Below are 12,669 nucleotides of genomic sequence, written 5' to 3'. Positions count from 1 at the left end.
GCATTTAGTGAATAAAAAACTAAGTGCTATGGTTTAACCCGTTTGAATACGGGTTAAACCAAAGGAGTACCGCGTCATGAGTTTCACTTCGCTGCATTGGGGGGCTTATCGCCCGCAAGTCGTCGATGGCGAACTGCGGGCTTTGGTGCCGGTGGAGTGGGACAGCGATCCTTCACCTATCGGTGATTCAGTGGCTGACGCGCTGACATCGCCCACGCGTATTCGGCGGCCTGCCGTGCGGCGCGGTTTTCTGGAGGGGCAGCTTGAGGGGCAGGGTGGCAGTCCGGAGTTACGCGGTCAGGAACCCTTTGTAGAAGTTTCCTGGGACGTCGCGCTGGAACTGGTGGCGAAACAACTGAAACGGGTCAAAGCCGAACACGGAAATCAGGCAATTTTTGGCGGCAGTTATGGCTGGGGCAGTGCTGGGCGTTTCCATCATGCGCAAAGTCAGCTGCACCGCTTCCTTAATGGCTTTGGTGGTTACGTCGCCAGCGTCGACAGCTATAGCCTCGGTGCCGGACGCGTATTGATGCCGCATATTGTCGGCAACATGGACTGGTTGTTGGCAGCGCATACCTCATGGAAAAACCTTGCGCAGCATTGCGAGCTATTCGTCGCGTTCGGCGGCCTGCCTGCCAAAAATGCCCAGACCAGCCCCGGTGGTGCCAGTGATCACCTGCTGACCAAGGCCCTGCAAGACATGTCCGCAGCGGGCGTGGAATTCGTCAACGTCAGCCCGCTGCGGGATGATCTGATTGGGCCAACGCGCAATGAATGGCTGCCGGTGCGCCCGGGCAGCGACACTGCTTTGATGATGGCTTTGGCTTACGTGTTGGTCACCGAAGGTTTGCACAACGAAGACTTCGTTCAGCGTTACGCGGTGGGTTATGAACGCTTCCGTGATTACCTGCTTGGCCTTACCGATGGTCAGCCTAAAGACCCCGAATGGGCTCAAGCCCTGACGGATATTCCAGCTGCGCAGATCACTGATCTGGCCCGACGCATGGCCAGCAAGCGCACGATGATCAATATCGCCTATTCCTTGCAGCGCTCTGTGCATGGCGAGCAACCGTTCTGGATGACCGTGACGCTGGCCACGCTGTTGGGCCAGATCGGTTTGCCCGGCGGTGGCTTCGGTCTGGGTTACGGTTGCATGAACAACACCGGTAGCGGTCGCAAAGCGTTCTCCGGGCCGCGTTTTTCCCAAGGCCAGAACCCCGTCAAAGACTTTATTCCCGTAGCGCGGGTGGCGGACATGTTGCTCAACCCCGGCGCGGCGTTCGACTACAACGGTCAGCAGCGGAATTATCCGGACATCCGCCTGGTGTACTGGGCGGGCGGGAATATCTTTCACCACCATCAGGACCTCAATCGCCTGCTGAAAGCCTGGCAGCGCCCGGAAACTATTATTGTCCACGAGCAGTTCTGGACCGCTCAGGCCAAGTACGCTGACATCGTTTTACCCGCCACGACGGCGCTGGAGCGTAACGATATCGGCAGCTCGGCGTCTGATCGTTTCATGATCGCCATGCAACAGGCGATCGAGCCGGTGGGCGAATCCCGAGACGATTACGCGATTCTGGCCGAGCTTTCCGGCCGACTGGGTTTTGCCGACAGCTTCACCGAAGGTCGGGATGCTTCGGGCTGGTTGCGGCACATTTACGAAGAGTCACGGGGCAGGGCGGGGGAGTTTGGCATTCAGTTGCCGGACTATGATCAGTTCTGGCGCGATGGCGTGTTTGAAGTCGAATATCCGGAGCAGGATACGGTGTTGCTGCAAGCCTTTCGCAAGGACCCCGACGCCCATCCGTTGCCAACCCCGTCGGGGCGTATCGAGATTTTCTCCGAGCGCATCGCCGGGTTCGGGTATGCCGACTGCCCCGGGCACCCGGTGTGGCTGGACAACACGGCGGCAGACTATCCGTTGCATCTGTTATCCAATCAACCGAAAACCCGCCTGCACAGCCAATATGACCATGGCAGCTACAGCCGTTCTTCAAAGATTCAACAACGCGAACCGCTGACCCTCAATACCGACGATGCGCGGGCGCGGGGTATCAGCGATGGCGATGTGGTCAAGGTCTTCAATGACCGTGGGGCGTTTCTGGCCGGTGTGATTGTCTCGGATAACATTCGCCCAGGCGTGGTCCAGATCGCCACCGGTGCGTGGTTCGATCCGCTGGTGCACGGCGAGCCCGGCAGCCTGGAAAAACACGGCAATCCGAACATGGTTACTGAGGATGTCGGCTCATCAAGCCTGTCCCAAGGCTGCTCGGCACAAACGGCGACGGTGGATATCGTGAAGTGGGAAGGGGAGTTGCCGGAAGTCACGGCGTTCGAGCCGCCGATGATAATGGGGTAGGGATGCTTGGAATGCAGAACCCTTGTGGGAGCGAGGCTTGCCCGCGATAAACGATAACTCGGTCTGCCTGCGAACTGCGACACATGCATCGCGGGCAAGCCTCGCTCCCACAGGGATCGCATTTCAGACATTCTGATACTGACTTTGCCGCAACCGCTCCAGGCTATTGCTCAGATGCAAGCGCATGGCCGCTCTTGCCGCATCGCGGTCCTGATGGGCGATGGCGGCAAATATCTGCTCGTGTTCACGGCGCAGGATTTCCAGATAATCCGGTGAGTGGGCGTTGCTGAACTGCATTCTTGAGCGCGGGATGATGCTGCTGCCCAGTTGCTCCATCACGTCGGTGAAAAAGCTGTTAGCGGTACATAGCGATATCTGATGATGAAACTCGAAATCGGCAAACGCGGTGTCGCTGCCCGGCGGGCAAGCATTGAGGGTGTCGAGTGCCTGGCGGATCGCCTGCAGTTGCTCCGGCGTGCGTCGTTCGGCCGCCAGGGCGGCGGACTCCACTTCAAGGCTCTGGCGCAGCTCAATGATCGCGATGGCATCGCGCAACGTGCCGCTGGTGCGCTCATCGACCTGAAAATCATTGGGGCGACTGGCATCCACTACAAAGGTGCCAATACCATGCCGGGTTTCCACCAGTCCTTCGGCCTGCAGCCTGGACATGGCTTCGCGAACCACCGTGCGACTGACGCCTTTCTCCTGAATGATCACCTGCTCGGTGGGCAGCTTTTCCCCGGCCTTGATCTCACCTTCACGGATTCTGCGTGAGAAGTCATTGACCAATTGCTGAGCCAGGCTGGTACGCCGATCCGGGGTTGCAGGCGGGATTTCCATGTCACTCATTTCAAGTTTCCATTGGGCCGCAGAGTATAACCTCAGCCAGCTGCCACGCTGGCGCCAGCTGGCACTATAATGTCTGTTCTTCGAAAACGAGTCAGCCCATGTCGGACCCAGACCTTTCGTCCCAGAAAAAACACAGACGTTTAGCCGAGACTCTGGTTGACCGCTTTGCCCAGCGCATGCGCGATGGCGTGCTCAAGCGCGGTGAAAAACTGCCTCCCGAACTGCACATCATGGAGGCCGAAGGCGTCAGCCGCACGGTAGTGCGCGATGCGTTGTCGCGCATGCAGGCGGCGGGACTCGTGGAAACCCGTCACGGGGTGGGCACTTTTGTTCTGGACATGCCTGCGCCTGCCGGTTTCGTAATTGGTCCGGCCACTATCGCGACCTTGCCTGACGTGCTCAATCTGCTGGAGTTTCGTTTGAGTCTGGAGGTCGAAGCGGCGGGGATGGCTGCACAACGGCGTACCCCCGAAGCCCTGCTGGAAATCAAGCAGGCGCTGGATGCCTTGCTCGAAGGGCCGCAAAAGTCCGGGACCACGATCAATGCCGATTTCCAGTTTCACCTGAAAATCGCCAAGGCATCGGGCAACACCTACCTGATCGATATCATGAAGCACCTGGGCACCAAGCTGATCCCCCGCACCCGGATGAATTCGGCCTACACCGGGCAGAGTGATCGCACGGCGTATCTGGCCGGGATCAATGCTGAGCACCGGCAGATTTATCTGGCGATTGCCGCCGGGAATGTGGATGCGGCGCGTTCGGCCATGTACTTGCACCTGAACAGCAGCCGCATCCGTTTGCATCAAACCCAGGCAAGCCAGGAGTTGTACAGTAACTAGCGTTCAATGAAGGCCGGGTTATTACAGGAAGTTGTATTGCACGCCAACCCGCAGACGTAACTGACGCTTGTCATCGGCACTGTCGACTTTTATGTCGCCGACTTCGAAGAACGGCACCCAACGTTTGTCGATCTTGTATTTAAATACGGCGTTTTGTTCATAGTCAGTTTTACCGTTGTCGTAGCGAATATAGTCGGCATCGAAGTAGGTGAACTGATATTCATAAGCCCATTTACTGTTTTGCGGGGCATAGTTGAGCCAGACGTCATAACGATTGATGCTCTGGTTATCCATCGCGTTGTCGGGCATGTCCTCATTGATCTTGTCTCGATCCAGCTTGATGGAGTCATAGCGGTAGCGGGCCGAGGCATTCAGGGTGTCGCTGATGCGGTAGGTGGCTTTCAGGCCGACTTTATAGGCGGTGGATTTCTCAATACTTTCCAGCGCGATAGAAGGGGTCAGCATCCAGTCAGCATTGAGTTTGTACTGATAGGTCATGCCCAGTTCGTGGCCGTTGCCCACGGTATTGTCAAAGGCAACGTCCTGCCGGTCACCGGCTGTCTTGTATTTAAGTTCCCCTTCAAACCCGAGACCGTTATCCAGTCGGGTACCGAACTTGACCCGGTCCGAGTGCATTCGCGTACTTTCCGCATATTGATGTCGATAATTGACGTAGCCACTGTCGGCCATGGCCAGCGTGGAGGTCAGCAGTGCAGCAAACGTCATCATTGCTTGGGTGGTTTTCATGTTTTTTATTCTTGTTAAATGAAATGGAAGGTTTTATTCACAGCAGATTTCGGGCAGCCGGGTTCCTCGGCAAAAAATGCCGAAGGACGCGACGGTTTAAAACTCCAGTGGTCTTACAGCGCCAGGCAGGCGACCGGTTGTTCGATGTTATGGGTGTTCATGTCGCGACTCGCCTGAACCAACAGACGGGTGTATGCGTGTTGCGCCTCATGCCGGGCCAGTTCGCCCGTGTCGAGAATCTCAACGATCTTGCCGCCTTGCATCACGGCTACCTGCTCGCACAGGTGGGCAACGACCGCCAGGTCATGCGTTACCATCAGGTACGTCAGGCTCTGTTCGCGGCGCAGGTCGGCGAGCAGGTTGAGAATTTCCGCCTGCACTGATACATCCAGTGCCGAGGTCGGCTCATCCAGCAGCAGGACCCGGGGTTCGAGGATCAGCGCCCGGGCGATCGCTACCCTTTGGCGCTGCCCGCCTGACAGTTGATGGGGATGGCGGAAGCGAAAGCTGTCATTGAGGCCCACCTTGCGCAGGATCTCGCTGACCCGGTCATCACGGTCGCCGATGCGGTGAATCGCCAGCGGCTCCTTGAGCGCCGAATCAATGGTGTGCCGCGGATGCAATGAGGCATAGGGGTCCTGAAAGACCATCTGCACCGTTCGATAATGCTCGGCATCCAGCTTGCGCTGTACCTGTTGACCGTTGACCTGCAGTGCGCCGGTCCAGTGCTGGTATTGCCCGGCGAGGCAGCGCAGCACTGTGGTTTTGCCTGAGCCGGACTCGCCCACCAGGCCGAACGCCTGGCCTTCTTCAACGCGCAGGTTGACGTCATGCAGCACCTGATTGAGCGTCGGACCCGTACCGAAACTGAGGTTGAGTGATTGGACTTCGATCATCGCCATGGGAAATACCTCAATGAGTCAGCCAGAGGGGATCGCGCTGGAGCACCGGCAGGCTGCTGCGCGGAAAGTCCAGGCTCGGCAACGCGGCGAGCAGCCCGCGCGTATAGGGATGCTCTGCTCTGGCAAGGTCGGCGGCTTCCAGTGATTCCATGACCCGTCCGGCGTACATCACCAGGACCCGGTCGCAGAAGTGCTGGACCAGATTCAGGTCGTGGCTGATGAACAGCAGGCCCAGATCCCGTTCACTCACCAGCTCTTCGAGAATATTCAGCACCTGACGGCGTACCGAGACATCCAGCGCCGAGGTGGGCTCGTCGGCGATGATCACCTGTGGATCGGTGATGACCATCATCGCGATCATGATTCGCTGGCCCATGCCGCCGGAGACTTCATGCGGGTAGAGCTGATAGACCCGCTGCGGATCGCGGATATGCACCTTGGCGAGCATGTCCAGCGCTCGTTCTTTGGCCTCCTGATGCGACACTTTGTGATGGGCCAGATACGCCTCGGCGATCTGCTCGCCGACCTTCACTACCGGGTTCAGCGAATACTTGGGGTCTTGCATGATCATCGACATGCGACGCCCGCGAACGCCCTGCATTTGTTTCTCGCTGGCGCTGAGCAGGTCGATCTCATCAAATCGCAAGGTCTTGGCGGTGATGCGCGCAGTTGCCGGATGCAGGCGCAGCAGGGCGCGGCCGACTGTAGACTTACCCGAGCCGGACTCGCCGACAATCGCCAGCTTTTCCCGCCCCAGATTGAACGACACGCCTTGCACAGCCAGAGTGGTCTTGCCTGCGTTGGTGAACTCGACGCGTAAGTCGTCTACGACGAGCTTGCTCTGTGATGCGGATAACTGAGACATGGCTGTTACCTCTTATTAAATTTGCTGATGCCGCGCACTAACTGAATTGGAATGCTTTATCTGTAGGAGCGCGCTTGCCCGCGATGCGATTTTGAATTCGATATATTTATCCCCTGTGCGGACGTCATCGCGGGCAAGCGCGCTCCTACAGGTTCCGTATTGCTGTCATTCATTACGAGGATCAAGCACGTCGCGCAGGCCATCGCCGAGCAGGTTGAACGCCAGGCTGACCAGCATGATCGTCGCGCCCGGTGCTGCGACCAGCCACCAGCTTTCCAGCATGTAACGCCGACCGCTGGAAATCATCGCGCCCCATTCCGGCAGCGGTGCCTGCGCGCCCAGACCGAGAAAGCCCAGTGCCGCAGCGGTCAGAATGATGCTGGCCATGTTCATGGTCAGGCGGATGATCACTGACGACAGGCACATCGGGATGATGTGTCGACCGATGATGCGCAGCGGTGAGCCACCTTGCAGTTTCACGGCGACAACAAAGTCGGCGTTACGCAGCGACAGGGTTTCAGCTCGCGCAAGACGCGCAATTGGTGGCCAGGCGGTGAGGGCGATGGCGATCACTGCATGCTCCAGGCCAGGACCGAGCGCGGCAATAAACGCCAAGGCCAGGACCAGGCTCGGGAACGAAATGAAGATGTCGGTGATGCGCATGAACAGGCTGTCGACCCAGCCACCGAAATAGCCGGATACTGTGCCGATCAACAAACCGATAGGGCCGACGATCACGGTCACCAACAGCACGATGTACAGGGTAATGCGCGAGCCATGAACCAGTCGGCTGAACACGTCGCGGCCGTACTCATCGGTGCCGAACCAATGCACCGCACCGGGTGCTTGCAAAGCGCGGGTCAGGTCTTGTTGCAGCGGGTCATGGCTGGCGATCCAGGGCGCGAACAGTGCAACGATCATCAGCACTGAAATCACGATCAGCCCGGCCAGCGTCATCGGGTTACGCAACAGAAAGCGCATTATGCGTGCCGCGCTGCCGGTCAGGGCCGCCAGACTCGAAGCGGGCACTGCCGCTGCCATAGAGGTAGCTTGAGAAGTCGTCATCAGCGGGTTCTCGGGTCGAAGACTTTATAAAGGGCGTCGCTGATCTGGTTCAGGGCGACAAAAATCAGCCCGATCAACAGCACGCACGCCATCACCGCATTCATATCACCCAGCAGCAGGCTGCTGGTCAGGTACTGGCCAAAGCCGGGCCAGGCAAATACCGTCTCGATCAATACCGCGCCTTCAAGCAATCCGCCGTAGGCGAGGGCGACGATGGTCAGCAGTTGCACGCGGATATTGCGAAACGCATGACCCCACACAATCCGCCGCTGGGACAGGCCCTTGACCCGCGCCGTGATGATGTATTCCTGGGACAGTTGCTCAAGCATGAAGCTGCGGGTCATGCGGCTGATGTAAGCCACCGAGTTGAAACTGAGAATGATGGCGGGTAACAGTATGTGCCGCAGGGCGCTGCGAAAAGCTTCCCAGTCGCCGGACAGGGCCGTGTCGATCAGCAGCAAGCCGGTGCGTGTCGGGATCAGACCGTCGTAAGCCAGACCAATACGTCCCACCCCACCGGCCCAACCAAGCCAGGCGTAGAACACCAGAAAGGCCATCATGCCCAACCAGAAAATCGGCGTTGAGTAACCAAACAGAGTGAACAACCGGGCGATATGATCACCGGCACGACCCTGATGAGTTGCCGCATAGACACCCAGCGGCAACCCGGCCAGAACACCGAAGACGATGGCCAGCGTGGCCAGCTCAAGAGTGGCGGGGAACACTCGGGCAATGTCTTCGATGACCGGGTGACCTGTCAGGAGCGCGTTGCCGAAATTGCCGTGCAGCAAGTCGTTGAGGTAGCCACCAAATTGCACCCAAAGCGGCTTGTCGAGCCCCAGTTCTTTGTAAGCCTGTGCATACGTCGACGCGTCAGCGTCCGGGCCGACGATGGCCAGAACCGGGTCCAGCGGCATGACCCGACCGATGAAGAACGTGAGCAGCAACAGGCCAAACAGCGTCGCCAGCACTGAGCCGCTGCGCCGGGTCGTGCCAGCCATGCGGCTGCCCCACAATGAAACAGATGCACTCGTCATAAGAATTCCTGCCTTGCGAAAGCGACTGGGTCCGGATCAACGTTGTTTGTAGACGTCGTGCAGACGCGTCGTGGCGGCGCTATGGCCGATGTAGTCACGCACGTCGGCATGCACAACGACCTCGTCGGTCATCTGCGAAATCGGCAGGATGGCGCCGACCTGTTGGTCGTACAGGGTCTGAATGCGTTGATAGAGCGCCAGTTGGCGTTGCGCATCGCGTTCCTGTTCGGCCTGCTCGATCAGTTGATTGAGCTCGGCGCTGTAGAACGAGGTGCGCCAACCCTGAAAGTTGCTCAGCTTTGCTGCTTCGCGGTTATCCGGGTTGTAGACCAATGCTCGAAGGCTGGAATGAGGGTGACGTTCGGCCCCGCCACCGCCGCGCCCGACCAGAATGTCGAACTTGCGGTCGCGCATGGCGCCGTAAATCTGGTTGCCGGTGCCGGTAATGATCGTGGCGCGAATACCGGCCTGAGCCAGGGTGGATTGCAGGCTGGTGGCGATATTGATGAAAGGTGAATCGGTCAGTGAGCGCAGGGTAATCGTGAAGCCATTTTCGTGCCCGGCTTCCGCCAGCAGACGTTTGGCTTCCTGCACATTCAGGCGATAACCGGGGTCATCCAGACGGGCCGCCAGACCCAGTTGCAGCGGGCGCTGGTTGGCCACGCCATAATGGGGCATGACCACGTCGTTGATGCCTTGATAGTCGATCAGCAGGCGTATCGCCTTGCGCACCCGGATGTCCTGAAACAGCGGTTGCTCCATGCTCAGCGCGATGTAATAAATGGTGCCGCGAGCGATGGTCTGCACATTGACTTCAGGGGAGCGGGTCAGGGCTTTGATGTCGGTAGCGGCCATGCCTCGGGCCACGTCCAGATCACCACGTTCGACCATCAAGCGCAGGGCCTGGGATTCGGTCATGTTGCGCATGATCACCCGGCGCATATTCGCCGGACCGCGCCAGTAATTATCGAAACGCGTCATCAGGATCACGTCGTTGGCGCGCCAGATGTCCAGCTTGAAAGCGCCGGAGCCTGCGGTGTGCGTTGTCAGCCATGCGGCACCCTGGTCTTCGCCCTGCGCATGTTGCATCGCGGTATGACGATCGATGACGAAGGCGCTTGGCGAGGTTGCGAGTGTGTTGAGCACCAGCAGCGGATCGGTCGGCCGTGGAAGGTCGAGGACGAATGTCAGCGGGTCTTCGGCACGCATCAGTTGCGCGACGTTCTGCGCGGTGTAGCCGTAGGCTTTCCAGGTCGAAGCCAGCGCGCGATTGAGGGTGACGACCCGTTGCAGTGACCACGCGACGTCTTGCGCGGTCAGTGGCTGACCCGAATGGAAGGTCACGCCGGGGCGCAGGTGAAAGGTGATGCGCATGCGGTCGGGGCTGACTTCCCAGCGTTCGGCCAAGGCAGGGATGAGCGTATCGGGCGCGCTGGCATCCTGTTCGAGCAGCATGTCGTAGACGTTGGAATTGACCTCGGATACTTCAAGGCCGGTAGCAGCGGCAGGGTCCAGAGAGAGCAGGTTGATCATGCTCATGCCAACCACCAGTTGATCAACCGGTGTTTCACCGCGCGCCATGCCGGGCGGGGTGTGCAGAAGCGTCGCAGTCAGCGCCACGCACAGCAACTGGCGAAGGCGCGAAGGCCAGAGTTTCATAGGGCAGTCCTTTCTTATATTTATTAAGACTCTTGTGCCAGAGGCGCTCATGTCGCCCCTGTGCGGTGCCGCCTGTCAGTAACGTTGGTGCGTGTTGGCCTCGATGTAGTGGAAGTTGATGTCTTCACCCAGGCCCGGGCGGTCCGACAAATGCACGTAGCCTTCATCATCCATGGGGTCGACCAGCGTATTCAGGTAGGCCGGAATCTGCTCGTAGTCCAGAAATGGGTGCAGCAGGCCGCGCTCGTACCAGCGGCAGTTGCTGATGGCTCCGATCACTTGCAGGTTGGCTGCGCCGTTCCCGTGAACCTCGCAATCCATGCCAAACGCTTCGGCCATGTGCGCGACTTTCAGGCACGGGCTGATACCGCCTACACCAGCAACCCCGGCGCGCAGAATATCGCAGGATCTGGACGTCACCCAGCTCGCACGGCTGTGATATTTGCCGTCGATACTTTCCGGGCCCAGTACCGGGATGTCGAGATTGGCCGCTAGCCAGGCATAGGACTCGGCCGAGTCTTCGATCATGGGCTCTTCGAACCAGGCGAAGTCGAGCTTCTGCAGTTCGCGACCGATGTACAACGCATCGACGCGGCTGTACCAGTGATATCCGTCGAGCATTAGCGCGATATCCGGGCCGACCGCTTCACGCACTGCAGCGCAGGCCTTTACATCCATGCGCGGGTTTGGCGCGAAGGAAATCGGTGGCATCCAGGTGTGCAGCTTGATGGCCTTGTAGCCGCGAGCGACCAGTTTTTCGGCGAACTGACCGTACTCATCCGGAGTGGAAAGGCCGCCTGGCAAATCGTCGCCACACATGGTCGAACCGTAGGCCAACACCTTGTCGCGATAACCGCCGAGCAGTTTGTAGACCGGCTGTTTCAGTGCGCGTCCGGCCAGATCCCAGAGCGCCTGTTCGACCAATGCCAACGCGCGGTCAGTCAACTGGCTGGCGCTGCCCCGTTGCCAGTGAGCGAGTTCCTGCCAGATTTTTTCGCGGTTCATCGGGTTCTGGCCGATCAGCACTTTCTTCACGAAGGACTCGATGATGTGCGGACGAATCAGCTCTGGAGCGCCGAAGGAATAACCTTCGCTGCCGTCGTCACACGCGATGCGCAGCATGGCCAGATTGACCGGTTTTTCTTCGCCTGGATGAGCATGGCCTGCGCTGTCCACGGCGCGGCGCGACGGATGGGAAAAGACCTCGACACTGATACGGGTGATTTTCATAGAAAGCTTGCCTTGGATATTGTGATTATTAGGTGGCTTTGCTGTATGTCGTCATACAACGATGGGGGGATTATTTTCCCGGTCGACTGGATGTGTCAACGGGTATTTGCAGTTTTTATGGGGTGTGTAGGTGTTTCGGAGGGAGAAGGGTGGTTCTTTTTATCGAGGGGAGGTATCTAAAGTCGTCATACTTCGTGAGGGTTGGAGCAGGATCGGTTTTGAATGGAAATGCCTGTGTGGGAAATTCCATGTTTACCTGCAATCCCGTAGGACCGGCTTTAGCCGGGAGGGCGGTATTTTTCTACCGAAGGAGATCTGGCGAATGCCTCGAAGTCCTCCCGGCTAAAGCCGGTCCTACGGGTTTGTGCGGGTCAGACTTTAAACTGATTGACCATCGTTTGTAGCTGAACACCCAGACGGGCCAGTTCTACGCTGGACGACGCGGTTTCCTCGCTGGCGGCGGCTGTCTGCTCTGAGATATCGCGCACATTGAGCACGCTGCGATTGATCTCCTCGGTGACGGCGCTCTGCTGTTCCGCAGCGGCGGCGATCTGTTGATTCATGGACTCGATTTCAGAGACGGAGCGGCTAATGCTGTTCAAGGATGTTCCGGCCTTGCGAGTCAGTTCAACAGAGCTGTCTGTCAGGCTGCGGCTGTTATCCAGAATCGCAGCAACCCGCTCGGTTCCTTTGTGCAGTCCGTGAATCAGATTTGCAATTTCCTCGGTGGAAGTCTGGGTGCGCTGAGCAAGACTCCTTACCTCATCCGCAACCACCGCAAATCCGCGACCTGCTTCGCCTGCCCGTGCTGCTTCAATGGCAGCATTGAGCGCCAGGAGGTTGGTTTGCTCCGCCACGGCTTTGATAACATCCAGCACGCCGCCGATCTTGTCGCTTTCGCGCTTGAGGTCATCCATGGCGGTTTTTGAATGCCCGACTTCAAGTGCCAGGCTTTCAATCTGGTTTACCGCCTGGGAAACAATGATGTCACCTTCGCGGGCCTCTCTTGAGGCATTGACTGCTGCGCCGGAAGCGAGCTCCGCATTGCGGGCAACTTCCTGGACTGTCGCGCCCATCTCATGCATCGCCGTCGCGACTTGATCCGTTTCGG

Annotated in this window: 11 protein-coding genes; 2 read left to right on the top strand and 9 right to left on the bottom strand. The window is 58.6% G+C overall.

Annotation, left to right across the window (positions count from 1 at the left end; translation table 11 throughout):
- The first annotated feature begins 76 nt into the window (after positions 1 to 76).
- Positions 77 to 2,362 (top strand): molybdopterin guanine dinucleotide-containing S/N-oxide reductase, encoded by a 2,286-nt coding sequence (locus tag AO242_RS01905; protein WP_099267440.1) that lies wholly within the window; start codon positions 77 to 79, stop codon positions 2,360 to 2,362.
- Between the two features lie 123 nt (positions 2,363 to 2,485).
- On the opposite strand, the gene AO242_RS01900 is transcribed toward AO242_RS01905, so the two are convergent.
- A complete protein-coding gene (locus tag AO242_RS01900; RefSeq protein WP_373562184.1) occupies positions 2,486 to 3,211 on the bottom strand; it encodes a FadR/GntR family transcriptional regulator in 726 nt (241 codons plus the stop codon).
- Positions 3,212 to 3,309: 98 nt separating this feature from the next.
- On the opposite strand from AO242_RS01900, the gene AO242_RS01895 reads away from it, so the two are divergent.
- On the top strand, positions 3,310 to 4,053 hold the full coding sequence (locus AO242_RS01895) for a FadR/GntR family transcriptional regulator (RefSeq protein WP_087271095.1): 744 nt from the start codon (positions 3,310 to 3,312) through the stop codon (positions 4,051 to 4,053).
- Positions 4,054 to 4,074: 21 nt separating this feature from the next.
- Here AO242_RS01895 and AO242_RS01890 read toward each other — a convergent pair whose 3' ends face one another.
- The 8 genes from AO242_RS01890 to AO242_RS30025 all read right to left on the bottom strand — a co-directional run bounded on the left by AO242_RS01890 (position 4,075) and on the right by AO242_RS30025 (position 12,643).
- Positions 4,075 to 4,800: an oligogalacturonate-specific porin KdgM family protein gene (locus AO242_RS01890; RefSeq protein ID WP_099267439.1), complete on the bottom strand. Its 726-nt coding sequence runs from the start codon at positions 4,798 to 4,800 to the stop codon at positions 4,075 to 4,077.
- Positions 4,801 to 4,913: 113 nt separating this feature from the next.
- Complete coding sequence (locus tag AO242_RS01885) at positions 4,914 to 5,702, bottom strand: ABC transporter ATP-binding protein (RefSeq protein WP_099267438.1); 789 nt, start codon at positions 5,700 to 5,702, stop codon at positions 4,914 to 4,916.
- A gap of 10 nt (positions 5,703 to 5,712) precedes the next feature.
- Positions 5,713 to 6,567 carry an ABC transporter ATP-binding protein gene (locus tag AO242_RS01880; RefSeq protein ID WP_099267437.1) on the bottom strand — a complete coding sequence of 285 codons (855 nt, stop codon included), beginning with the start codon at positions 6,565 to 6,567 and terminating at the stop codon, positions 5,713 to 5,715.
- 165 nt (positions 6,568 to 6,732) lie between these two features.
- Positions 6,733 to 7,632 carry an ABC transporter permease gene (locus AO242_RS01875; RefSeq protein WP_099267436.1) on the bottom strand — a complete coding sequence of 300 codons (900 nt, stop codon included), beginning with the start codon at positions 7,630 to 7,632 and terminating at the stop codon, positions 6,733 to 6,735.
- Positions 7,632 to 8,669, bottom strand: coding sequence for an ABC transporter permease (locus AO242_RS01870; protein ID WP_099267435.1), 1,038 nt, complete (start codon positions 8,667 to 8,669; stop codon positions 7,632 to 7,634). Before AO242_RS01870 ends, AO242_RS01875 begins: the two co-directional genes overlap by 1 nt.
- Before the next feature lie 36 nt (positions 8,670 to 8,705).
- On the bottom strand, positions 8,706 to 10,328 hold the full coding sequence (locus AO242_RS01865; RefSeq protein WP_099267434.1) for an ABC transporter substrate-binding protein: 1,623 nt from the start codon (positions 10,326 to 10,328) through the stop codon (positions 8,706 to 8,708).
- A gap of 75 nt (positions 10,329 to 10,403) precedes the next feature.
- Positions 10,404 to 11,558, bottom strand: coding sequence for a mandelate racemase family protein (locus AO242_RS01860; RefSeq protein ID WP_099267433.1), 1,155 nt, complete (start codon positions 11,556 to 11,558; stop codon positions 10,404 to 10,406).
- Positions 11,559 to 11,929: 371 nt separating this feature from the next.
- Positions 11,930 to 12,643 (bottom strand): methyl-accepting chemotaxis protein, encoded by a 714-nt coding sequence (locus tag AO242_RS30025; RefSeq protein WP_373562187.1) that lies wholly within the window; start codon positions 12,641 to 12,643, stop codon positions 11,930 to 11,932.
- Between the last annotated feature and the right edge of the window lie 26 nt (positions 12,644 to 12,669).

The sequence above is a fragment of the Pseudomonas sp. ICMP 561 genome (assembly GCF_002699985.1).
Taxonomy (GTDB): Bacteria; Pseudomonadota; Gammaproteobacteria; order Pseudomonadales; family Pseudomonadaceae; genus Aquipseudomonas; species Aquipseudomonas quasicaspiana.
This window is presented reverse-complemented; position numbering and strand designations above follow the sequence as displayed.